The organism is Nocardia sp. NPDC049526 (genome assembly GCF_044465765.1).
Taxonomy (GTDB): domain Bacteria; phylum Actinomycetota; class Actinomycetes; order Mycobacteriales; family Mycobacteriaceae; genus Nocardia.
In genome coordinates this window covers 63,885-85,517 of sequence record NZ_JBITMA010000007.1, presented here as the reverse complement: position 1 = coordinate 85,517, position 21,633 = coordinate 63,885, and the positions used below count along the sequence as shown (strand labels likewise).

General features: G+C 66.2%; 21 protein-coding genes. 11 read left to right on the top strand and 10 right to left on the bottom strand.

The window, feature by feature from the left end; all coding sequences use genetic code 11:
• Positions 1-15 precede the first annotated feature (15 nt).
• The 4 genes from ACIBW7_RS22450 (at position 16) to ACIBW7_RS22435 (ending at position 2,221) form a co-directional block, all read left to right on the top strand.
• Entirely contained in the window at positions 16-591 is a 576-nt protein-coding gene (locus ACIBW7_RS22450; protein WP_397049231.1) for a hypothetical protein, read from the top strand.
• A 57-nt stretch (positions 592-648) separates the two neighbouring features.
• A complete protein-coding gene (locus tag ACIBW7_RS22445; RefSeq protein ID WP_397049230.1) occupies positions 649-909 on the top strand; it encodes a hypothetical protein in 261 nt (86 codons plus the stop codon).
• A gap of 27 nt (positions 910-936) precedes the next feature.
• Positions 937-1,494 carry a hypothetical protein gene (locus tag ACIBW7_RS22440; protein ID WP_397049228.1) on the top strand — a complete coding sequence of 186 codons (558 nt, stop codon included), beginning with the start codon at positions 937-939 and terminating at the stop codon, positions 1,492-1,494.
• 76 nt (positions 1,495-1,570) lie between these two features.
• The gene (locus tag ACIBW7_RS22435; protein WP_397049226.1) at positions 1,571-2,221 is read left to right on the top strand and encodes a DUF2461 domain-containing protein; all 651 of its coding nucleotides are present in this window, start codon (positions 1,571-1,573) and stop codon (positions 2,219-2,221) included.
• Here the strand turns inward: ACIBW7_RS22435 and egtD are convergent.
• Genes egtD through egtA form a run of 4 tightly spaced genes read right to left on the bottom strand, consistent with a single transcriptional unit; the run spans position 2,218 to position 6,775 of the window.
• Positions 2,218-3,189 carry an L-histidine N(alpha)-methyltransferase gene (gene egtD / locus ACIBW7_RS22430; RefSeq protein ID WP_397049224.1) on the bottom strand — a complete coding sequence of 324 codons (972 nt, stop codon included), beginning with the start codon at positions 3,187-3,189 and terminating at the stop codon, positions 2,218-2,220. The genes ACIBW7_RS22435 and egtD overlap by 4 nt on opposite strands.
• Positions 3,186-4,019: an ergothioneine biosynthesis protein EgtC gene (gene egtC, locus ACIBW7_RS22425; RefSeq protein ID WP_397049222.1), complete on the bottom strand. Its 834-nt coding sequence runs from the start codon at positions 4,017-4,019 to the stop codon at positions 3,186-3,188. Before egtC ends, egtD begins: the two co-directional genes overlap by 4 nt.
• 28 nt (positions 4,020-4,047) lie before the next feature.
• Positions 4,048-5,388: an ergothioneine biosynthesis protein EgtB gene (gene egtB, locus ACIBW7_RS22420; protein WP_397049220.1), complete on the bottom strand. Its 1,341-nt coding sequence runs from the start codon at positions 5,386-5,388 to the stop codon at positions 4,048-4,050.
• Positions 5,389-5,443: 55 nt separating this feature from the next.
• Positions 5,444-6,775 carry an ergothioneine biosynthesis glutamate--cysteine ligase EgtA gene (gene egtA, locus ACIBW7_RS22415; RefSeq protein WP_397049217.1) on the bottom strand — a complete coding sequence of 444 codons (1,332 nt, stop codon included), beginning with the start codon at positions 6,773-6,775 and terminating at the stop codon, positions 5,444-5,446.
• Between the two features lie 267 nt (positions 6,776-7,042).
• On the opposite strand from egtA, the gene ACIBW7_RS22410 reads away from it, so the two are divergent.
• A complete protein-coding gene (locus tag ACIBW7_RS22410) occupies positions 7,043-8,221 on the top strand; it encodes an aminotransferase class V-fold PLP-dependent enzyme (RefSeq protein WP_397049938.1) in 1,179 nt (392 codons plus the stop codon).
• Positions 8,221-9,138, top strand: a complete 918-nt coding sequence (locus ACIBW7_RS22405) for a ribonuclease Z (RefSeq protein ID WP_397049215.1) — start codon at positions 8,221-8,223, stop codon at positions 9,136-9,138. The genes ACIBW7_RS22410 and ACIBW7_RS22405 overlap by 1 nt, the downstream gene beginning before the upstream one ends.
• Before the next feature lie 87 nt (positions 9,139-9,225).
• Here the strand turns inward: ACIBW7_RS22405 and ACIBW7_RS22400 are convergent, their stop codons facing one another.
• Complete coding sequence (locus tag ACIBW7_RS22400) at positions 9,226-9,804, bottom strand: TetR/AcrR family transcriptional regulator (protein WP_397049213.1); 579 nt, start codon at positions 9,802-9,804, stop codon at positions 9,226-9,228.
• Between the two features lie 113 nt (positions 9,805-9,917).
• Between ACIBW7_RS22400 and ACIBW7_RS22395 the strand changes: the two genes are divergently transcribed.
• Together ACIBW7_RS22395 and ACIBW7_RS22390 are read left to right on the top strand one after the other, a co-directional pair.
• Positions 9,918-10,595 carry a lysophospholipid acyltransferase family protein gene (locus tag ACIBW7_RS22395; protein WP_397049936.1) on the top strand — a complete coding sequence of 226 codons (678 nt, stop codon included), beginning with the start codon at positions 9,918-9,920 and terminating at the stop codon, positions 10,593-10,595.
• 123 nt (positions 10,596-10,718) lie between these two features.
• Complete coding sequence (locus ACIBW7_RS22390; protein WP_397049211.1) at positions 10,719-12,356, top strand: fatty acyl-AMP ligase; 1,638 nt, start codon at positions 10,719-10,721, stop codon at positions 12,354-12,356.
• Positions 12,357-12,374: 18 nt separating this feature from the next.
• Here ACIBW7_RS22390 and pth read toward each other — a convergent pair whose 3' ends face one another.
• On the bottom strand, positions 12,375-12,956 hold the full coding sequence (gene pth / locus ACIBW7_RS22385; protein ID WP_397049209.1) for an aminoacyl-tRNA hydrolase: 582 nt from the start codon (positions 12,954-12,956) through the stop codon (positions 12,375-12,377).
• 24 nt (positions 12,957-12,980) lie between these two features.
• Positions 12,981-13,586 carry a 50S ribosomal protein L25/general stress protein Ctc gene (locus tag ACIBW7_RS22380; RefSeq protein ID WP_397049207.1) on the bottom strand — a complete coding sequence of 202 codons (606 nt, stop codon included), beginning with the start codon at positions 13,584-13,586 and terminating at the stop codon, positions 12,981-12,983.
• A gap of 302 nt (positions 13,587-13,888) precedes the next feature.
• On the opposite strand from ACIBW7_RS22380, the gene ACIBW7_RS22375 reads away from it, so the two are divergent.
• Positions 13,889-15,532 carry a peptide chain release factor 3 gene (locus ACIBW7_RS22375; protein WP_397049205.1) on the top strand — a complete coding sequence of 548 codons (1,644 nt, stop codon included), beginning with the start codon at positions 13,889-13,891 and terminating at the stop codon, positions 15,530-15,532.
• 10 nt (positions 15,533-15,542) lie between these two features.
• On the opposite strand, the gene ACIBW7_RS22370 is transcribed toward ACIBW7_RS22375, so the two are convergent.
• Together ACIBW7_RS22370 and ACIBW7_RS22365 are read right to left on the bottom strand one after the other, a co-directional pair.
• Positions 15,543-16,097, bottom strand: coding sequence for a nuclear transport factor 2 family protein (locus ACIBW7_RS22370; protein WP_397049203.1), 555 nt, complete (start codon positions 16,095-16,097; stop codon positions 15,543-15,545).
• Between the two features lie 100 nt (positions 16,098-16,197).
• Positions 16,198-17,076 carry an Abi-alpha family protein gene (locus ACIBW7_RS22365; protein WP_397049201.1) on the bottom strand — a complete coding sequence of 293 codons (879 nt, stop codon included), beginning with the start codon at positions 17,074-17,076 and terminating at the stop codon, positions 16,198-16,200.
• Between the two features lie 331 nt (positions 17,077-17,407).
• Between ACIBW7_RS22365 and ACIBW7_RS22360 the strand changes: the two genes are divergently transcribed.
• Together ACIBW7_RS22360 and ACIBW7_RS22355 are read left to right on the top strand one after the other, a co-directional pair.
• On the top strand, positions 17,408-18,730 hold the full coding sequence (locus ACIBW7_RS22360; RefSeq protein WP_387293386.1) for a hypothetical protein: 1,323 nt from the start codon (positions 17,408-17,410) through the stop codon (positions 18,728-18,730).
• Entirely contained in the window at positions 18,727-19,650 is a 924-nt protein-coding gene (locus tag ACIBW7_RS22355; protein WP_397049198.1) for an Abi-alpha family protein, read from the top strand. Before ACIBW7_RS22360 ends, ACIBW7_RS22355 begins: the two co-directional genes overlap by 4 nt.
• 124 nt (positions 19,651-19,774) lie before the next feature.
• Here the strand turns inward: ACIBW7_RS22355 and ACIBW7_RS22350 are convergent, their stop codons facing one another.
• Positions 19,775-21,631, bottom strand: coding sequence for an ABC-F family ATP-binding cassette domain-containing protein (locus tag ACIBW7_RS22350; RefSeq protein WP_397049196.1), 1,857 nt, complete (start codon positions 21,629-21,631; stop codon positions 19,775-19,777).
• Positions 21,632-21,633 lie beyond the last annotated feature (2 nt).

Here is a 21,633-nt window from a genome sequence, read left to right as displayed (position 1 = left end):
CCAGGGGGGCGCGCCATGTCGGATTCGGAACCGAATATCAATCTCGGGAAGTCGCAGGACCCGACGCCTGCCGAGCCGCCGCAGGACAACGCGGACGCGACCGAGGTCTGGTCACCGGAGCCGGGTGTCGATCCGACGATGGCTTATCAACCGGGACAACAGTTTTCGCCGGAAACCGCCCCACCGTACACCCCACCCGCGGGTTATCGGCAGCCCACCGCCTATCCGCCGCCACCGTATCCGCCGAGCTACCCGCAAGCCGGTCCGTACGTCGGACCACCCGGCTATCCGCAAGCGCCCGGCGCGTATCCCGGTTACCCGTACCAGCCCTATACGCCACCTCGGCAATCCGATGTCCAGATCTTCTCGATCATCAGCTTCTCCTGCCTGGCGGCGACCGCACTGTCGGTGGTGATGTTCTGTGGCCTGCCGATCGTGGTCACCGGACCGGCGGGCATCGTCCTGGGCATCATCGGCCACAACAAGGGCGAATCGCTCGGCAAATGGGCGGCCATCACCAACGGCGCGGTGCTGGCGATCGCGGTCGTCCTGGTCATCGCCTTCGTCGGTTTCCTCGGGGCCCTCAGCTGACGGATTCGCACGCGTCGGATCCCGTTTGCCCCCGATGTCGAGGGGGATACTGGGGGTATGGACCGTGACCCGCTTGATATGGACATGGGGGACGACGACCAGGAAGACGAGATCCGCGCATACCGGCGAAATGTCGAGGACCCGCCCGCTGACCTGCGCATTCGCTATCACGAAAGTGAGGACGACGGCCGACTCGGTATCGGCGATGAACTCGAACAGGAGTGGACCCGTCATCGTAAGGCCGCCGAACTCGCCGATGAGGACGAGCGCCCCGCCGAGGTCGCCGCGATGGAGATCGTCGACGATTCCGACCTATAGCCCGCTCCCCGCCGACAGGAGAGTTCGATGAGCACGCCGCAGCAGGGACCCGAGCGAGGCGATACGTCGCCCGAGAAACCGGCCGGCGAATCCGAGCCGCTCGAATCGTCGGACGAACCCGGCGCGCAGACACCGGCCCAGCGGGCGGCCGCCGAAACCGCGCCCGATCTCGCCGTACAACCGCAGCCGTCGAGTGACCCCGCGCAATCGGAACCGTGGAATGACAATGCCGCGGCACGGTACGACCAGGACCGGCCCGGCACCGTCTATCCGCCGATCAACGACGCCACACCGGACACCCCATACGGTGGCAATCCCCCCTACACCCCGCGGCCGTACACCACGCCGGGACCGCGATCGGGTTCGCAGACCCTGTCGATCATCGGCTTCGTCTGTGCGGGCATCTCATTGCTGTTCTGCCCCTACCTATTCGGCCCGGTCGGCATCATTCTCGGCATCATCGGCCACAAGAAGGGCGAATCCCTCGGCAAATGGGCCGCCTTCGTATCCGCCATTTCCCTGGTTATCGGGCTCATCCTGGTCTATGCCGTCTTCAGCGGCAGCATGATCCCGGACTCCGACTGACCGTTCGCTGCACACGCACCGTAGGGGGATGGCAGCCGGCGGAGCCGGTGGGATGGGTACGGCTAGCGTGGTCAGCATGAGTCGATTCGGTGGGTTCCCACTCGCGGGGCTGGACTTCTACGAGGATTTGGAAGCCGATAATTCGAAGACCTTCTGGACCGCGCACAAGGATGTCTACGAGGAGTCGGTCAAGGCGCCGATGATCGCGCTGACCGCGGAGTTGGAGGCGGACTTCGGGACCGCCAAGATTTTCCGGCCGTACCGGGACGTGCGCTTCTCCAAGGACAAGGTGCCCTACAAGACGGCGCAGGGCGCGGTGGTCAGCGTTGCGCCGGGTACGGGCTGGTATGTGCAGATCAGCGCGGCCGGACTCTACGTCGGCGGCGGGTTCTATGCGGGCTCCCCCGCACAGATCGCCCAGTTGCGCGCAACCATCGATGACGAGGTCCGCGGCCCGGAGCTGGAGGCAATCCTGGCAAAGCTCACCAAGGCCGGATTCACCATCGGTGGCGAGCAGCTCAAGACCAAGCCGAAGGGTTACGACGCCGACCATCCGCGCATCGATCTGCTGCGGCACAAATCGCTGACCTGCAGTAAGGAATACGGCGCACCGGCCTGGTTGGACAAGCCGCGCGCTGCGAAGGAGGTCCGCACCGCCTGGGAGACGATGCGGCCCTTCATCGACTGGCTGGGCGCGGTGGTCAGTGGTGCGCCCGCTCGGACCTAACGGCGAGCGGCGAGGACAAGGGCGAAGCGGTCGTCCGGATCGGTCCAGACCTGTTCGGTCTCGAATCCCGCTGCGCCCAGTTCGGCGTCCAATCCGTCGATACGGAATTTGGCCGAGATTTCGGTGCGCATCTGCTCGCCGCGCGCGAACTGGACGGTGAGGTCCAGTTCGCGGACCGTCACGGTCATATCTTCGGTGGCCTCCAGGCGCATTTCGATCCACTCGTGTTCGGTATCCCAGACTGCGACGTGGGCGAAATTGTCCGGCTCGAAGTCGGCGTCGAGGCGACTGTTCAAGACATGCAAGACATTTCGGTTGAATTCGGCGGTGACGCCGGCCGCGTCGTCGTAGGCGGGGACCAGTACGGCGGGGTCGATCACCAGGCCCGCGCCGAGCAGCAGTTGTTCACCCGGCTCCAGCACCTCATGGATGCTGGACAGGAATTCGGCCCGTTCGGCGGGGACGAGGTTGCCGATGGTGCCGCCGAGGAAGGCGATCATGCGGCGACCGCCGCGCGGCAGATTGTGCAGGGTGTCGGTGAAATCGCTGACCACGCCGTGCACCGCGAGGCCAGGGAACTCGGTCGCGATCTCCGCGGCGGCGGCCCGCAGCGCCGAGGACGAGACATCCTGCGGAACATAGGTTTTCAGCGGTCCCTCGGCGGTCAACGCGGCTAGCAGCAGCCGTGTCTTGGCGGCCGAACCCGAGCCGAGCTCGACCAGAACCTCGGCCTGCGCGGTGCGGGCGATCTCACCGACTACCCGCTCCAGCAGCGCGCGTTCGGTGCGGGTCGGGTAGTACTCGGGGAGTTCGGTGATCTGCTCGAACAGTTCACTGCCGCGGGCGTCGTAGAACCACTTGGGTGGCAACCACTTCGGGTCCGCGGTCAGGCCGAGCCTGGCATCCGCGCGCAACCCCGAGGTGAGGTCGTCATCGGATAGGTGGATCTCCAGCGTGGATGCGGTCATAGGAGCGAGCCTTTCGTGCTTGGAACGTCGAGTAGAGGTGTGACGGACAGCGCGCCTGGGCGGGCGCTGACCAGCCGGCGATCCGGAATCGGCTGCCAGCGCGGGTCGTCGTCGAAGGGCTCCGAGGACAGGATGGCGAAATCATCGGTGACCAGAGCGGACAGCGAGTGGTAGACGGTGGTCGCCCACAACTGCCTGCCGTCACCGAGCAGGAAATTCAGTCGGGCGCCCGGGGATCGGTCCAGTACGGCCGAGACCAGCAGACTCAATGCCGCCGGCGCCGCCGCCCACGAACCATCGGGAGTGTCGGTCGAGAGCAGACTGCGCAGGATCACCCAGAGCGTCGCCGCATCGGTCGCGGATTCGGCCTCCAGCAACTGCACCGGCTCGAACAGCGGACCCGCGCCCAGTTCGGTTGCGGTGGAGCCGAATTCTTCGGCGACCGCGCTGAGTGCCCGCCGCCAATCGGGCACCATGCCGTTATGGCTGAACGCCCACCGACCGTGCGTGAACGGCGCACAGGCATTCCGCTCGACCGGCATACCCACGGTCGCCGACCGAACCGCCGCCAATACCGCCCACGACTCCAGTTGCGGCAGAACCTCTTCCACCGCCGGATCGGTCCAGATGGGCGCTGAGTTGCGATACCGGCTGACGGTCACGCCATCGTCGTCACGCCACCAGGCCACCCCGAACCCATCCGCATTGATCGTCCCGCCCCCGCGCATATCCTTGGGCGCCCACGCCTGGGTCCGCAGGGAATGCGAACCGAGCGTCAACATGTCGCCCACGCGTACCGGCGGGCCGACGTAACCGAGTTGACGACACATCAGCGTCGCCCTTCCGCCGTCGAGACCCTCACTCGCCCTCGCCTTTTCGCAGGTCTCGGGCCAGGCGGAAGCCGGAGAAGATCTGGCGGCGGATGGGGTGGTCCCAGTTGCGGAAGGTGCCGCGGCACGCGACCGGATCGGTGCCGAAGGAGCCGCCGCGCAGAACTCGGTAATCGCCGCCGAAGAACACATCGGAGTATTCGGCGTATGGGAAGGCGCGGAAGCCCGGATACGCCTCGAACCCCGAGGCGGTCCATTCCCATACGTCGCCGATGAGCTGATGCACACCGGCCGGGGAGGCACCGGCCGGATATGCGCCGACCTCGGCGGGTTCCAGGTGCCGCTGGCCGAGATTCGCGGTGGCGGAATCGGGTTCGGTATCACCCCACGGGTAGCGGCGGGACGTACCGGTCTCCGGATCGAAGCGCGCCGCCTTCTCCCATTCGGCCTCGGTGGGCAGGCGCTTGTCGGCCCAGGCGGCATACGCCTCGGCCTCGAACCAGCAGACGTGCACCACCGGCTGCTGCGGGCGCACCGGCGTCATCACGCCGAATCCCCGACGCCACCAGTGCCCGGCCGGATCGCACTCCCAGAACTGCGGTGCCACCAGGCCCGCTTCCTGCCGGTGCGCCCAACCATGTTCGGACCACAGCTCGGGCCGGTCGTAGCCGCCGTCGGCAATGAAGGCCTGGTACTGCGCGTTGGTGATCGGTGCGACGTCGATGGCGAAGGCGGGCACATGCACCGGATGCGCCGGACGCTCATTGTCCAGTGCCCATGGGTCCGTCGACGTGCCCATGACGAATTCGCCTGCGGGAATGACGACTTCGCCACCGACCGGAGCAGCCGCCGTCGGTGCGGCGGGTGCGGACAGCACCGCGGGGCCGGTGCGCAATTGATGGGTGCTGAGCATGGTTTCGTCGTGCTGCTGCTCGTGCTGGGCGATCATGCCGAATGCGAAACCGCCGTCGACCAGCGGATCACCGTGTAAGGCGCTGGTTTCCAACACATCCCACACCTTGTCGCGCACGGTGCCGACATAGCCGCGGGCCTGGGTGGGGTCGAGCAGCGGCAGTTCGGGGCGATTGGCGCGAGCGTGTTTGAAGGCGTCGTACAGCTCGTCGATATCGGCGCGCACCGCGTCGCGTCGGCCGACATCGCGCACCAGCCAGAGCTCTTCCTGATTGCCGATATGGGCGAGATCCCAGACGAGCGGGCTCATCAGTCGCGAATGCTGGGCGACCAGCTCTGCTTCATCGAGGGTGGTGAGGCCGATGGTGCGATCCCTTGCGCGGGTGAGCACTTCGGCGATCCGGTCACGCAGTTGTTCGGTGCCGGAATTATCCGTTGCGGGGTACTGAATGGTCACGATGGGTATCTCCCGAACTCGTTCTGGTCGGCGACTCGAGGCTGCGGTGCCGCGGTCACGAATGCTCCTCGGGCTGATCCGCACTGCGCGAAACGAGTTCATCGGTCGGGGTGCGACCGCTGCGACATCGTTCGGCGGCGGATTCGATCTCGCGGGCCGCCGCGGGACTCGCCGCGTGTGCCGCGGCCAGGGTCAGCAACTCGACCGCGACGCCACGGATCTCCGGATCGGCCAACCCGCAGCGCGCCGCGTCGAGCCAGCGGCCCGCGAGTGGCGCGGCGAGCGCCGTCGCCTCGGCGACAACCGCCGGAGCCGACAGCAGGGCGTCGAAGATATGGATCGGGACGGTCCAGTCGTTGTCGGGCTGAGCGTCCAGATACCGGACCTCGAGGTGTCCGGAGGCCCGTACCGGTGGGAACAGCGTGGTCAGGTGGTAGTCGAGATCGCCGACATCGGGACGCCGCCCGATCTCGTCGTCCAGGGCACCGGACAACCAGTCCGCAAAGGTCGCCTCCGGCGGCGCTGACCAGCCGATATCGCCGCCGTTGCCGGATACGCCATCCGGGCGGCGAACGCACAGCAGCGGGACATCCAGGGCCCAACGCGCATAGCCGGCGACCGGATCCGGCCAGGACTCCACCGCGGGACGGGTGCGAGCGTGGTCGAGACGCAACCAGGTCCGCATGCGCTGGGATGCCCAGGCACCCACTGGTGCCCCGTGTAATTCGGGCGAGCAGGCGAAGGCGGCGAGTAGCGCGGGACCGATCGTGTACAGCGCATTCCATCGGGCGGTGACCTCGGCGCGGTCCGCACCGGCATCGACGCTGACCTGCGTCGCGGCGGTATTGCACATCATCAATTTGCCGAAGGGGCCGATACCGCTGAAGGACTCTTCCATGGCGCGATAGCGCGGTAACCGCAGGACCCGTTTCGGGCGGCGGTCCGCATCGGCGGCGGCGGAGACGGTGCGGATGGATCGGGATTCGAGTAGATCCCGCAGCATCCGAGCATCGGCGTGCAAACCCTCGCACAGCTGCGCGGCAGCGGCGAACGGGGCACTGGAGAGTTCGATCTGACCGCCGGGTTCGATGGTGACCCGGCTGCCCCCTGGCAGCGGAAGTGCCGGTGAATCGGGGGCGATGGACCGCGGTGCATAGGGTCCGAGTGCATCTGCGAATGCAGCCAGTTGCGGGCGGGGGGCGGCCGATTGGCCGGGCGACGAACACTCACCCTGCACGGTGAGCCATTCCAGTTCGGCGCCGATGAGCGTCGGTGGGCCCAGTTTGAAACAGATTTTTTCGAGATAGGCCTCGGCCGCGGCCCGCGAGGAGAGTTCGCCGTTTTCCAGCGCGATGACTCGCTTCGGATGCTCGAGCGTGACTGCCATACCAACCTCCACCATGTGAAACAGGTAACCGTGGCTGTGCTGCGTGTGTATCGCCGACAGTTGTTCAGGTAGTTCTGTATCGCCTCGGGCGCCGGTCGTATTCCAGTGCAGCGACCCAAACCAGCGTAGCGAGGGGCACCGACAAGAAATGTGACAAGAATCTGAATTCGTGGTCATGCACAGCGCGGGACTCACGCACGGCGGCCCGGACCTGCGCCGACTCGTGCGATGGCCCAATCCGCCGTTTTCGGCGATACTGTCGAGGCCATGCTCGACGAGAATCGCGTACGCGCCGACATACCGGCCTACGGCGCCGGATCCGATCTGGTCTTCCTCGACAGCGCGGGCTCCTCGTTACCACCCCGAGTCGTCGTCGATACCGTTGTGGCACATCTGCGTCGCGAAGCCGAAATCGGCGGCTACCGCGCGGCGAACGAGCGACTCGACGATCTCGCCGCGGTGAAAACCGATATCGGCCGACTCGTCAACGCCGATCCGACCGGCATCGCGCTCAGCGATAGCGCGACCCGCGCGTGGGCCGACTTCTTCTACTCGGTCCCACTCGCACCCGGCGACCGGATCCTCATCTCCGGCGCCGACTATGCGAGCAATGCCATTGCGGCGCTGCAGCGGGCCAGGGCGACCGGCGCGGTGGTCGAACAGATTCCCAGCGACGGCAGCGGCCAGATCGACCTCGACGCACTCGCCGACATGGTCGACGAGCGGGTCCAGCTGGTGTCGGTGTTGCACGCCCCGACCAATGGCGGCCTGGTCAACCCGGCCGCCGACGCCACCCGGATCGCGCATTCGGTCGGCGCGCTGGTACTGCTCGATGCCTGCCAGTCGGCCGGACAGTTGCCGATCGATGTGGCCGAACTCGACGTCGACGCGCTCTCGGTCACCGGGCGCAAATGGCTGCGCGGACCGCGTGGCACCGGATTCCTTTATGTGCGACCGGAATTGGCCGCGTCGATGGAGCCGCAGCGGCTGGATCTGCACAGTGCGCAGTGGACCGGCCCGCAGGAATACGCCCTGGTGCCCGATGCGCGTCGCTTCGAATTCTGGGAATGCGATGTCGCGGCGCGACTCGGTCTCGGTGCGGCCGTGCGGTATCTGCTCGAGCTGGGGCCCGAGGACGTCTACGACGCGATCGCGGCCCGCGCGGAGCATCTGCGCAAGTCGCTGCCGGAAATCGACGGAGTCACGGTGCGCGACATCGGAATTCGGCACAGCGGCATCGTTTCGTTCACCGTCGACGGTAAATCCGCGGTCGAGGTGCGCGATCGCCTTGCGGCGCAGAATATTACGGTGACGGCGAGCCATGCCAGCTCTACGCTGCTGGATATGACCGCCCGTGGCCTGGACTCGGTGGTGCGCGCCTCGCCGCACTGCTTCGTGAGTTTCGAGGAGCTGGACCGGTTCGTCGGCGCGGTCGCGACGCTCTGATGTCACCTCGCGAACTGGTCGTCCTCGGCACCGCGAGTCAGGTTCCGACCAAGCAGCGCAACCACAATGGGTATCTGCTGCGCTGGGGCGAGGAGGGCATCCTCTTCGATCCGGGCGAGGGCACGCAGCGGCAGATGACGTACGCGGGCGTATCGGTCACCGATATCACCCGGATCGCGGTGACCCATTTCCACGGCGACCACTGCCTCGGACTACCCGGCATCATCCAGCGGATCAATCTGGACAAGGTCGCCCATCCGGTCGATGTGTACTACCCCGCCTCGGGTGAGGCCTTCTTCGATCGCCTGAGCACTGCCAGCTCGTTCTATCGCACCGTCGAGCTCCGGGCGCATCCGATCGCCGATCCGGGTGCGCTGGACGCGCCTGGTGCGCCGTTCGTCCTCGAAGCGGTCGCGCTATCGCATCCGGTCGATGCTTTCGGCTACCGGCTCACCGAACCGAGCGGTGTGCGCATCCTGCCGGAGCGGCTCGCCTTATTCGGCCTGCACGGCCCGGCGGTCGGACAACTGCAGCGCACCGGCAGCATCGAATTCGACAGACGCACAATCACGCTGGCCGATGTCAGCGAGCCGAGGACGGGCCAGAGCTTCGCATTCGTAATGGACACCCGCCTGTGCCCGGGCGTGCTGTCCCTCGCTTCGGGCGTGGACATGCTGGTGATCGAGGCGACCTTCCTGGACGTCGATGCGCAGCTCGCCGAGCAATACGGCCACCTGACCGCGGGCCAAGCCGCCCGAGTCGCCGCCGAAGCCGGTGTGCGCACCCTGGTCCTGACCCACTTCTCCCAGCGCTACCGCGACCTCGACGCCCACCTCGCCGAAGCAGCACTGCACTTCACGGGCGAGATCGTCATCGCCACCGATCTTGCGAGAATCCCTCTCCCGCCACGACATTGAGCCTCGAGCGTCCTTTGTCGAGGGGAGTCGAATTCGCTAGTGGTGGGGTTTTCAGCAACCATTCGACTGCGCTCGATGGTGGGCGCGTCAGGTCAGGTGCAGCTGGATTGCGTGGGCTACCAGGGTGCGGAGGTCGGCGGTGGGTGCCACCAGGCGCAGGCTGCGGTTGGCTTGGAGGGCGGCGATGCCGTGGAGGTTGGTCCACAGATTGATCGCGGGGTTGCCGGAATTCGGGGCGGCGGCCTCGACCAGAGCTGTGAAGCGCTCGAAGAGCGGCAGGGTGATCTCGCGGAGATTCTCGCCGGAGCCCTCGAGTAGGTCGTGGCGGAACATCAGCGTGAACATTTCCGGGCGCTCGCCGGCGAATTCGACGTACTCGGCGGCCATCCGTTCCAGATGTTCCCTCGGCGTGCTCGCGCCCACCTCCACCTTCGCGAACCGCTCGATGAGATCGGCGAAACCACGCGCGGCGATGGCGGCCAAGAGTGCGCGGTGCGTCGGAAAGTGCCTGCGCGGCGCACCGTGGGACACCCCGGCCGCACGGGTGATCGCACGCAGACCCAACTGGGCCGCGCCGACCTCCTCGAGCATGTCGACCCCGGCGCCGACCAATCGTTCCCGCAACGGTTCGCTTCCGACCATGGAGACATTGTCTACGGCGCTCATCGAATCACTCCTTCCGACTGCGTCACATAAGTAGAAATCCGCCACAGATGATCGTAGACAATGTCTACGATCTTTGGTAGACATTGTCTACGGCAACTTTCTCGGAGGCTCATGTGTGGTACCGGTTGTTCAAGTACGTTCTGGTCGGCCCGCTGCTGCGGCTGCTCGGCCGCCCCGAGGTGGAAGGGCTGCGGCACGTACCCCGCACCGGACCGGTAATCATCGCGGCCAACCATGTCGCGATGCTCGACTCGATGTATCTCGCGCTGGCCCTGCCGCGCCGGGTCACCTTCCTGGCCAAACAGGAGTACTTCACCGGGACCGGATTCAAGGGCCGGTTCCAACGCTGGTTCTTCACCGTCGCGGGTCAGGTCCCGGTGAACCGCACCGGCGGTACCGCCGCCGCGGACGCACTGACCGCCGCGACGAAAATCCTGGAATCCGGCGACGTCTGGGCCATCCATCCGGAGGGCACCCGCTCCCCGGACGGCCGCATCTATCGCGGCCGCACCGGCGCACTGCGCGTCGCCATGGCCACTGGCGCTCCGGTCATCCCGGTCGTGCTGTCGGGCACCGACAAGGTGAATCCGCGCGGCCACCGGTTGCCGCGCTTCGGCAAGGTGCACATCAGTTTCGGCACGCCGCGCTACTACCCGCTCACCCCGACCCACCCGGCACCGGACACCTGCCGGGTCCGCGCCGCGACCGACGAACTGATGCGGGAATTGGCCGCCCGATCCGGCCGGAACTACGTCGATCGCTACGCGGCAACTTTCTCGAATCGCCCATAACGCCACCGCGACACGGGCGTGTCCTCGGAATGGTTAACGCCGGGACGAATTGGCGGGATAGTTGGGGAGCAGGCCGTTCACCCATGTCCGGCCACCGCATCGGGGTGACAAGGGAGTTGGACTTTGAGCAGGTTCACCGACGAGATGTACGCAACGGCACAAACCTCGAGTCGCGGATTGGTGACCGGGGAGCCGAACGCGCCGTTTCGGCAGACCTGGGGTGAGATCCATCGAATCGCACGACGGATGGCGGGCGGACTCGCCGAAGCCGGCATCGGACACGGTGACGCGGTAGGCGTGCTGGCCGGGATGCCGGTCGATATCGCACCGGTCTGTCAGGGCATCTGGATGCGGGGCGCGTCGATCACCATGTTGCATCAGCCGACGCCGCGCACGGATCTGGTGGTCTGGGCCCGCGATACCGAGACCGTGCTGTCGATGATCGAGGCGCGCGCGGTGGTACTCGGCGCGCCCTTCGAGGCCGCCGAACCACTGCTGCGCGAGCGCGGCATCGCCGTGGTGCGCATCGATCAGCTGCGCGAGAGCCCGGAGACCGATCCGGTGCAGACCGTCGAGACCGATATCGCGTTGCAGCAGTTGACATCCGGTTCGACCGGATCGCCGAAGGCGGTGCGGATCACGCACGGGAACTTCTACACCAACGCCTACGCCATGTTCGACCGGGTGAAGTTCCAGCTCGACGACGATGTGATGATCAGCTGGCTGCCCCTGTTCCACGATATGGGGATGGTCGGATTCCTCAGCGTCCCCATGCAATTCGGCGCCGAAGTGGTCTGTGTCACGCCGATCGACTTCCTGATGCGTCCACTGCTGTGGGCCGAGCTGATCGACAAGTACCGTGGCACCGTCACGGCGGCACCGAATTTCGCGTACTCACTGCTGGCTCGCCGACTCAAGCAGGCCGAGGACGGCGCCTACGATCTCAGCAGCGTCCGATACATGTGGAACGGCGCCGAACCCGTCGATCCGGACACCATGGAGACCCTCGCCACGGCCGGCAAACGCTTCCGACTCAATCCGATGGCGCTGACCCCGGTCTACGGCATGGCCGAAACCACACTGGCCGTATCGGTGCCCGATCCCGGACACGGCCAGGTCCTCGACATCATCGATGCCGATCTGCTCGAGGCGCTGGGCAAGGCCGTGCCGGCCCACGATCACCACGGCAATGTCCGCCGCATGCCCACGCTCGGCTATCTGGTCGACAATCTCGAGGGGCGGGTCGTCGATGCGGAGCGCCAGACGCTGCCGCCCCGTTCCGTCGGCGTGATCGAACTTCGCGGTCCCGCGGTCACTTCCGGCTACGTCACGGTCAACGGGTTCCGCCCGGCACAGGATGCGGACGGCTGGCTCGACACCGGCGATATCGGCTACTTCACCGATGAGGGCCTGATCGTGGTGTGCGGCCGGATCAAGGACGTCATCATCATGGGCGGTCGCAATATCTACCCGACCGATATCGAGCGTGCCGCGATGCGCGTGGCGGGGGTGCGCCCCGGCAATGCCGTCGCGGTCCGTTTGGACGCGGGAGAGAAACGCGAAAGCTTCGCCGTCGTGGTGGAAAGCAACGACCACCAGAATGCCGATGAGGTCAAGCGCATCGAACGCGAAATCGTGCACGCGGTGTTCTCCGAAGTCGGCGCCCGCCCGCGCACCGTCGCAGTGCTCGGCCCCGGCGCCCTCCCGAAAACCTCCTCGGGCAAGCTGCGCCGCTCCGCCACCGCGATCCACCTGCGCTGAGCCGCAGTCGAACTCGGCCTAGTGCAGTTGGTTCTGGGCCGGTTCGAGCCCGACGCGCAGTAGCAGTTCGACCGCGTCCGCGGCCTGTTCGACGATCACCGGTACTTCCTTGCGCTCCGCCGACGAAAACGGTTTGAGCACGTAGTCCGCCGGGTCCTGGCGACCCGGCGGGCGGCCGATGCCGATGCGGGTGCGCAGATAGTCCTTGGTGGTCAGGGCACTGGAGACCGAACGCAATCCGTTGTGCCCGCCCTCACCGCCGCCGCGCTTGAGCCGGACCTGACCGAACGGCAGATCCAATTCGTCGTGCACGACGATCACCTCGGTCGGCGGCACCGAGAAGAACTTCGCCAGCGCCGCGACCGAGCGCCCGGACAGATTCATGAACGAGCGTGGCTTGGCGATCAACACCTGACGCCCGTCCAGCCTGGCCTGCAATAGATCCGCACCGGACTTCTTGTGCACAGCAAAACGGCCGCCGACGCGCTGCGCGAGCACGTCGGCGACCAGAAAGCCGATATTGTGCCGGGTGCGCTCGTACTCCGAACCTGGGTTGCCAAGTCCGACCACGAGCGCGGGCCCGGTCGAGGATTCGGTCATCCGGACAACCGATCCGGGGAGTTCTTACTCGGCGCTCTCGGACTCCGCGGCGGCCGCGGCAGCCTCTTCGGTCTCCTGCGCGGAAGCCGGGGCCGCGATGATGTTGACGATCAGGGCCTCCGGGTCACCGGCCAGGGTGACACCCTTCGGCAGCTCGATCTCGCCCGCGGTGATCTGGGTGCCCGCTTCGACGCCCTCGATCGAGACCTCGATGGACTCCGGAATGTTCAGCGCGTCGGCCTCGATGGACAGCGTGGTGACGTCCTGGGTGACCAGGGTGGCCGCGCCGGCCTCACCGGTCAGCGCGATGTTCACATCGGCGGTGACCTTCTCGCCGCGCTTGACGATCAGCAGGTCGGCGTGCTCGATGTAACGGCGAATCGGGTGCACCACAACGGATTTGGTCAGCGCGAGCTGCTTCTTGCCGTCGATGACGAGGTTCAGCACCGCATTGGTGCCGTGCTCGCGCAGGATGGCGGCGAAGGCCTGGGCGTTGAGCGAGAGGTGCTGCGGGTCGGCGGCGTGGCCGTACAGCACGGCGGGAACGTTGCCCGCGCGACGGGTACGGCGGGCGGCGCCCTTGCCGAACTCCGTGCGGACGGCGGCTTCGAGAAGGTTGGCGTCGGACATGACTGGATCTACTCCCTACGGCTCTTCCGGGCTGTCAACAGTGCGCCAGGGACTGTTATCCCCCCTGGCAAATGGTTGGTCTACTCGTCGGGCGAAGACCGAACGAGGACGGCCGAGAGCCGAGCCGCGTCGATCACGGTGAACGCATTACGTCTGCGGTCACCCTCGCCGAGACAACCCGAACACCATAGCGCAAGTGTTTATGTCCAGCTGAATCGGGTGGTCGGACTGGCCGGATTGTCGTCACCCCGGTCGCGTACGCTGGAGCGGTTGCCGATCGGCCGTCTGAAAGGTTGTTGCAGTTGACCGCCTCCACTGAGGGTGTCGTCACGCCCGCCCCGCGTGGGCTGCCCGCCGAGGTCGCCCGGCGACGCACATTCGCGGTGATCTCCCACCCCGACGCGGGCAAGTCGACGCTCACCGAGGCGCTGGCGTTGCACGCCAGGATGATCTCCGAGGCGGGCGCGATCCACGGCAAGGCCGGACGCAAGTCCACCGTGTCGGACTGGATGGAGATGGAGAAGGCGCGCGGCATCTCGGTGAGTTCGACCGCGCTGCAGTTCAACTATCGCGCCGCCGGCTCCGATATCGATAATGTCATCAATCTGGTCGACACCCCGGGCCACTCGGATTTCTCCGAGGACACCTACCGTGTGCTCACCGCCGTCGACGCCGCCGTCATGCTCATCGACGCCGCCAAGGGTCTGGAGCCGCAGACACTGAAGTTGTTCCAGGTGTGTCGCCATCGCGGCATTCCGGTCGTCACCGTGATCAACAAGTGGGACCGTCCGGGCCGCGCGCCGCTGGAACTGCTCGACGAGATCAGCGAGCGGATCGGCCTCACCCCGACGCCGCTGTTCCTGCCGGTCGGCATCGCCGGCGACTTCCGCGGTCTGCTACGTCGCGGTCCCGAGGGGGCGGCCGTCGAATACATCCACTTCACTCGGACCGCGGGTGGCGCGACCATCGCGCCGGAGGAGTCGGTAGATCCGGAATCGGCCGAGACCCGCGAGGGTGAGGCGTGGACGACCGCCGCCGAGGAGAGCGAACTGCTCTCGGCGACCGGGCAGGACCACGATCAGGAGATGTTCCTGGCCGGGCAGACCTCCCCCGTCATCTACGCCTCCGCCATGCTGAATTTCGGTGTGCGACAACTGCTGGAGACCCTGGTCGCGCTGGCGCCGGCGCCCGGCTCGCGTGCCGATATCGGCGGCACGCCACGCAACACCACCGATCCGTTCAGCGCGGTCGTATTCAAGGTGCAGGCCGGAATGGATGCGGCACACCGGGATCGGCTCGCATTCATGCGGATCGTGTCCGGCGAATTCGAGCGCGGGATGGTTGTCACGCACGCGCAGACCGGTCGGCCGTTCGCGACCAAATACGCGCTCACCGTTTTCGGGCGGGAGCGCTCGACCGTCGACACGGCCTACCCGGGTGACGTGGTCGGCCTCGTGAATGCCACCGCGCTGGCGCCGGGGCACACACTGTTCGTGGACAAGAAGGTGGAGTTCCCGCCGATCCCGTCCTTCGCGCCGGAGCATTTCGCGGTGCTGCGGGCGCAGAGTGCCGGTAAGTACAAGCAGTTCCGCAAGGCCATCGACCAGCTCGATTCCGAAGGCGTGGTGCAGGTCCTGCGCAATGATGCGCGCGGCGATGCCTCACCCGTGCTCGCGGCGGTCGGTCCGATGCAGTTCGAGGTGGTCACCGCGCGGATGCTCGCGGAGTTCAATGTCGAGACGCACATGGAGCACCTGCCCTACACGCTGGCCCGGCGCACGGATGCGGAGTCGATGGCCGAACTCGATCGGCAGCGCGGGGTCGAGGTGTTCACCCGCTCCGACGGGGCGCTGCTGGCGCTGTTCAGCGATAAGTGGCGGTTGCAGTACATCGAGAAGGAGCATCCGAAGCTCACGCTCGAGCCGCTGGTCGCCGCGGCGGATTAGGGATCGCCGTTCATCCGGCCTCGGGCTCCGCGGCCTCTGGCGCGGACTCCCGCCGCAGCGGGGTGGCGCCGGGCTCGCGCTCGACCGACGCGATGCCGTCCTCGCGCGTGATCAGTCCCCAGCGACTCGATGTCAGGCGCAGGCTCGGCAGATCGCTGAGCGAGAGCACCACCTCGTAGGTGCGCTCGTATCCGGTATGCGCGATGCGCCAGCGACCGTCATTGCAGCGGACGTAGCGATCGGTGTAGAAGGCCGCGCCGCGCAACAGCATGTTGTGCGCCGGTATCAGCACGGTGTCAGCGAGATACCAAGTGCCGGTGGCGTTATCACCGTCGACATCGATCTCCGGATGGTCGCATCGATGCTCGGTGATGACGTGCGGACCGAGGGTGTTGCGCATGAACGCCATGAACGCATCCCGCGACTCGAACTGCAGGTATTCGCTGTAGGTGGCGGTCGCCTCCGGGATCATGGTGTCCGCGAATTCATCCCACGACTTGGTGTCGAGGGTGCGCAGATACCTGAACTTCAGGCGACTGATCGCTGACACAGCATCCTGGTCCATATCTCAACAATCCCATTCGAAGTCGCCGCGCTACGGAGATTGGGAGATTTGTATCAGATTGCTATCACTTCGAGCCGAAATCGGCGGTCGACCGCACGTGTCAGTTTCCGATGGTGAAGCAGGTGTTGCAGAAATCGCTGCCGAATTCGGTCAGCCGCAGACTCTTGCGCACGATCTTGGGGGCGCGTCCGGCCTTCTTCAGCGCCGCCTCGACCACCGGCTGCACCTCGAGCACCATGTACCGGCTGAGCACCACCGGGTCATCGGAAACCTGGGTCAGGCCGAGACGGTTGAGGTTGATCAGATAGGTGCGTGCGCGGTCCGGATAACGGACACCGGCCTGTTCCGGAACCGAGGTGAGATCACCGGTCACCAATTCCGAGCCGATGCCGAGCGGACGGTTGGTGCGCACATCGACCGACGGCTGCGGACCGTTCAACGCCATGAACCGCAGAATGCGCGCCTCGTCCGGAGCCAACTCGTCCAGGATCCGATCATAGGCGGGGTGCACGTCCTCGGTGAAGTAGACATCGGCAGAGCGGGCGAGCAACGCGTCGCCGCGCCGGCGCAACTCTTCGCTGCTCGCCGAACGCAACGGCGCGCCGATACCGACCGGCGCAGGCTGCGGCGCACCGTTGGAAGTCGGTACGTAGCTGACGATTTCGCGCACCGACCCCTCGGTGACGCCGAGCGCGCTGCGCGCGATGGAGCGCAACGCATTACCGGTGCGCTCGGCGATATCCGCAGACGACTCACCGTCGAGCGCGGCCTGGGTGATCTCCTTGGTCACCTCATAGGTCGTCTCGACGGCCCACTGGCTGCCGCGCACCATGGTGCCCGCCGCGAGCCCCGCCGCTCGGAACACACCGCGAATCAGCCGCGCCTCGTTGCTGATCTGCCGCTGTTCGACATCCGAGCTGCGCTCCACCGAGCGGGAACCGGCCCGGGCTACGTCCTGTCCGGTCCTGTCGTCTGTCACGTTCTCTCCGATGTATTGCCAAGTGAACGAATACGCCCACAGATTATTGCCCGCCAGCCTTCCAGGTATGCCTTACCGCGAGCCGAGTGGGCTGGCAAACACGCCGACCCCTGCTGCCGGACGCGTGAATGTCGCCATTGTCTCCGCCGCCCGTTGACACTACGACATTCTGGACACACAGTGTGACTGATGTCTCAGACAATCCGCTGTGGCCCGGGACACTCGCGATAGACCGGCGTCTCGACCTCACAGTAGGGTCCGTCTGCCGACTGGGTGCTAGTTTGGGTTGCCGGTGAGGCGGCGGTCACCGGTATATCGGCAGGAGGGTGTCGTGTTGGAGAGTGTTTTCGGGGTGCACCCGACGGTCCTCCTGGAGTTAGTGACTATCCCCCTTTTCACTGGCATCATCGGATACATCACCAACTGGACCGGCATCCTGATGTTGTTCAAGCCGGTCGCCTTCCACGGTATTCGTTTACCCGGATTGCGCGCACTGTTTCCCTTCCTGCCCAAGCGAATTCAGGTGCTGCCGCTGCTGAGCTACGACGGCCGAATGGGCTGGCAGGGCATTGTGCCCTCGCGCGCGGACAAAATGGCGAGCATCGCGGTCGACAAGGGGCTGGCGAAACTCGGCAGCGTCGCCGATTTCTATCGTGAGCTGGAGCCGGACAAGCTCGCCGAACACCTCGCCACTATCGCCGACGCGCAGATCAAGGACATAGTCGAAGAAATCCTGCGCCGCGAACATCCGCAACTCTGGTACAACCTGCCGACCGGTGTGCGCGAGATGATTCACGCGCGGGTGCGTCAGCAGCTGCCCGATATTCTGCGCGAGCTGACCGAGGAATTGGGCGCCAATATCGATCAGTTGCTGGACGTCAAGCAGATGGTCATCCGTTATTTCCAGGCGCGTCCACATCTGCTCAACACCCTTTTCCAGGTGCTCGGCGCCAAGGAACTGCGCTTCATGCAGAACTTCGGTTTCTACTTCGGCGCGCCGATGGGTGTGGTGCTGGTCGCCGTGTTGCATGTGACCGGCTGGTCGTCACTGGTGGTGCTGCCCATCGGCGGTGTCATCATCGGCTGGGTGGTCAACTGGATCGGCCTGAATATGATCTTCGCGCCCGCGTACCCGAAGTGGTGGTGCCCGTGGCGACAGGGTCTGCTCATCAAGCGGCAGCTCGAAATCACCGACGGCTACGCGGAATTGGTTTCCAGTCAGGTGATGACCGTCGCCAATATCGGTGACGAGCTGCTGAACGGCCCGCGCTCGGACCGGACCATGCAGATGCTCGAGGACACGCTGCGCCCGGCCGCGGACCGGGCGCTCGGACCGGCGCGGCCCGCGGTGAAGTTCATGCTCGGCAGCCGGGAGTACGACTCGCTGCAGTCGACGCTGACCACCGAGGCGATGACCATCGCGCCGATCGCCTTCGCGGATCCGGACTTCAATGTCCAGCAGGGCAGGCAGATCAACGACTACATCGCCAAACAGATGTCGGCGCTATCGCCCCCCGACTTCGTGGATATGCTGCGAGCGGCCATCAAACAGGACGAATGGCTCCTTTTTCTGCATGGCGGCGTGTTGGGGCTCTTCGCCGGATACGCTCACATCCTGATCTTCGGAACGGGAGTGGCGACAACATGGCTATGACGGATGCTGGCGGCGACGATCTGCGGGCCGCCGGGCAGGGCGCCGAGCGAACCGAGCAGTCCGAAGTGGCCGAAACCGCAAGAACTTCCGAGTCCTCGACATCCGGGCAATCGACGGAGATCGCGCGCCTGCATGTCGGCGCGGTCGAGCCGAAGCAGCAGGTCAGCTCGGTGCGCAAGACCGTTCGCGCAACCACCGGGGTTGCCAGGGTCGCGGTGAGCGCGGCCGCCGAGGTGACCGCGTGGGGCATCGACACCGCCCTCGGCGTCGGGGCCACCGTGGTCCGCGGCAGTATCGCGGGAACTCCCCCGCGCGAGGTGCTCGCCGAGGCGGAGGCGGAGGTTCGTGACGCGGTGCGGCGCGCGTTGCGTCTGCCCGCGACGCCCGAACAGCCCACGCCCGATGCCGTTCCCACCTTGCGTGAGCAGGGGGCCGCACTGCTGCGGCTGTCGGCGAGCACGCAGGGCGAACACCACGAAAGCCACCCGGCCTTCGCGCGCATGCTGGAGGAGCTGACGCCCGATGAGGCGCGCATCCTGCGCTTCCTGCACCTCGACGGCCCGCAGCCCTCGATCGATATCCGCGCCGGTCGGCCGCGCGGCATCGGTGTCGAGCGAATCATCTCCGGACTCAACCTGATCGGTGAGCACGCGGGCCTGCGCTTCCCCAACCGGATCCAGCAGTACCTGCCGAACCTGCGCCGCCTCGGACTGATCGAATTCGTCAAGGAACCGGTGGGCAATCCGAACCGCTACCAACTCCTCGAAGCCCAATCCCCGGTCCGAGAAGTGTTGAAGCGCTCCGGTTTCGGCACGAAGGTCTACTACCGCAGCATCGCGCTCACCGGCTTCGGCGCGGATTTCGTGCAAACCTGCCTGCCGGTCGTGGTCCAGGACGGGCGCGTCTCCGGCACCAGCTAGACCGGCGCAGTCGAGGCGAGTCGAACACAGTCGACTGGCTGTTGTTGCGTTCTCGAGGGTAGTCGAATGGTGGTTGTGGGCGGGGTTTCGAGCGACCATTCGACCAACGTCGATGGGGTGGGGATCAGGCGGTGTCGGCCAGTTCCAGCCAGCGCTCCTCGGCGGATTCCTTTTCGGCCAGGACCTGTTTCAGTTCGGTGCCAAGGGTGATGAGTTTGTCGGGGTCGGTAGCGGCGTCGGCGAGGGCGGTGTGGAGGCGCTGCTCGCGTTCGGTGAGTTTGTCGATGGTGCGCTCTAGCTTGGCCAGCTCCTTGCGGGCGGCACGGTAGGCGGCGGCGTCGGTCGCGGGGGCTTCGGCGGTCTTGGAGTCGGTGGCTCGCGTTGCGGCCGAGCTCGATGCGGCGCGCTTTTTCAGGTATTCGTCGATACCGCCGGGCAGATTGGTGAGTTTTCCATCGCCGAACAGCGCCCAGGTGGAGTCGCAGATGCGCTCGATCAGATAGCGGTCGTGGCTGATCACGACCAGCGTGCCCGCCCAGTTGTCGAGCAGGTCTTCCAGTTGTTGCAGGGTGTCGATGTCCAGGTCGTTGGTCGGCTCGTCGAGCAGCAGGACATTCGGTTCGGACATCAGGATCCGGGTCAGTTGTAGCCTGCGGCGCTCGCCACCGGACAGGTCACCGACCGGGGTGCGCTGACGTGCCGGGGTGAAGCCCAGGCGCTCGGCCAGCTGGCCCGCGGAGATTTCCTTATCGCCCAGCATGATTCGCTGCGCGATCTGCTGTACCGCCTCCAGCACGCGAAGATCGATCGGCAGGTCGTCGAGTTCCTGACGTAGCCAACCGATCTGAACCGTCTGGCCCTGAATGCGTTTGCCCGCAGCGGGTTCGACGGCACCGGCCAGCGTGCGTAGCAGGGTCGTCTTGCCGGAGCCGTTCACACCGACCAGGCCGACTCGCTCCCCCGGCGCCAAGCGCCAGGTCAAGTCGCGCACCAACTCGCGGCCGTCCGGGGTGGTGAGGGTGGCGTCCTCGAGTTCGACGACGACGCGGCCCAGTCGCTTTCGCGCGAATGCGGCCAGCGAGACGCTGTCGCGCGGCGGCGGCACATCGGCGATCAGCGCCTCGGCCGCCTCCACCCGATAGCGCGGCTTGGAGGTGCGGGCCTTCGCACCACGCCGCAACCAGGCCAACTCCTTGCGCGCCAGATTCGCGCGCCTGGCCTCGGAGGCATCGGCCTGCCGCGCCCGCTCGGCGCGCGCGAAAATCCAGTCGCCGTAACCGCCTTCATAGCTTTCGACCTTGCCGCCGACGACCTCCCAGGTGTCGGTGGCGACGGTATCGAGGAACCAGCGATCGTGGGTCACGACCACCAGCGCGCTGCGACGCTCCAGCAGATGTTGCGCCAGCCACTGCACGCCCTCGACATCGAGGTGGTTGGTCGGCTCGTCCAAGACGAGCAGATCGAGGTCGCGGACCAGCGCGGCGGCCAGTGCGACGCGGCGGCGCTCGCCACCGGAGAGATTGTCGACGGAAGTATCCAGACCGAGGCCCTCGATCCCGATGCCCTCCATCACCGAACGGATGCGCGAATTCGAAGCCCATTCGTATTCGGCCACGCCGTATTTATCTAGGCGCTCCCCTCCGTGGTCACGCGAGCTGCCGCCACCGTGCCCGCCGCTCGTGCCGGGGGTCATCGCGTCATCGGCCAGTCCCGCCAGCACCACGGATCCGACGGTCGCGCCCACGGGAAGTACACCGCGCTGGGTCACCACCGCCATGCGCAACCCGCCGACCCGGCTCACCCGGCCGCTGTCGGGCGGCTCGAGACCGGTCAGCACCTCCAACAGGGTGGTCTTGCCGCCGCCGTTCAGGCCGACGACACCGATCCGCTCGCCCGCGTGAATGCCGAGCGAAACATTGTCCAGGAGCGGTTTGATACCGAAGCTCTTGGAGACCTGTTCGAGATTGATCAGGTTGGACATGG

Excerpts from the sequence above, each read along its gene's own strand:
- ACIBW7_RS22450 (WP_397049231.1), top strand. The coding sequence starts at position 16 with ATGTCGGATTCGGAACCGAATATCAATCTCGGGAAGTCGCAGGACCCG.
- ACIBW7_RS22445 (WP_397049230.1), top strand. The coding sequence starts at position 649 with ATGGACCGTGACCCGCTTGATATGGACATGGGGGACGACGACCAGGAA.
- ACIBW7_RS22440 (WP_397049228.1), top strand. The coding sequence starts at position 937 with ATGAGCACGCCGCAGCAGGGACCCGAGCGAGGCGATACGTCGCCCGAG.
- ACIBW7_RS22435 (WP_397049226.1), top strand. The coding sequence starts at position 1,571 with ATGAGTCGATTCGGTGGGTTCCCACTCGCGGGGCTGGACTTCTACGAG.
- egtD (WP_397049224.1), bottom strand. The coding sequence starts at position 3,189 with ATGACCGCATCCACGCTGGAGATCCACCTATCCGATGACGACCTCACC.
- egtC (WP_397049222.1), bottom strand. The coding sequence starts at position 4,019 with ATGTGTCGTCAACTCGGTTACGTCGGCCCGCCGGTACGCGTGGGCGAC.
- egtA (WP_397049217.1), bottom strand. The coding sequence starts at position 6,775 with ATGGCAGTCACGCTCGAGCATCCGAAGCGAGTCATCGCGCTGGAAAAC.
- ACIBW7_RS22410 (WP_397049938.1), top strand. The coding sequence starts at position 7,043 with ATGCTCGACGAGAATCGCGTACGCGCCGACATACCGGCCTACGGCGCC.
- ACIBW7_RS22405 (WP_397049215.1), top strand. The coding sequence starts at position 8,221 with ATGTCACCTCGCGAACTGGTCGTCCTCGGCACCGCGAGTCAGGTTCCG.
- ACIBW7_RS22400 (WP_397049213.1), bottom strand. The coding sequence starts at position 9,804 with ATGAGCGCCGTAGACAATGTCTCCATGGTCGGAAGCGAACCGTTGCGG.
- pth (WP_397049209.1), bottom strand. The coding sequence starts at position 12,956 with ATGACCGAATCCTCGACCGGGCCCGCGCTCGTGGTCGGACTTGGCAAC.
- ACIBW7_RS22380 (WP_397049207.1), bottom strand. The coding sequence starts at position 13,586 with ATGTCCGACGCCAACCTTCTCGAAGCCGCCGTCCGCACGGAGTTCGGC.
- ACIBW7_RS22370 (WP_397049203.1), bottom strand. The coding sequence starts at position 16,097 with ATGGACCAGGATGCTGTGTCAGCGATCAGTCGCCTGAAGTTCAGGTAT.
- ACIBW7_RS22355 (WP_397049198.1), top strand. The coding sequence starts at position 18,727 with ATGACGGATGCTGGCGGCGACGATCTGCGGGCCGCCGGGCAGGGCGCC.
- ACIBW7_RS22350 (WP_397049196.1), bottom strand. The coding sequence starts at position 21,631 with ATGTCCAACCTGATCAATCTCGAACAGGTCTCCAAGAGCTTCGGTATC.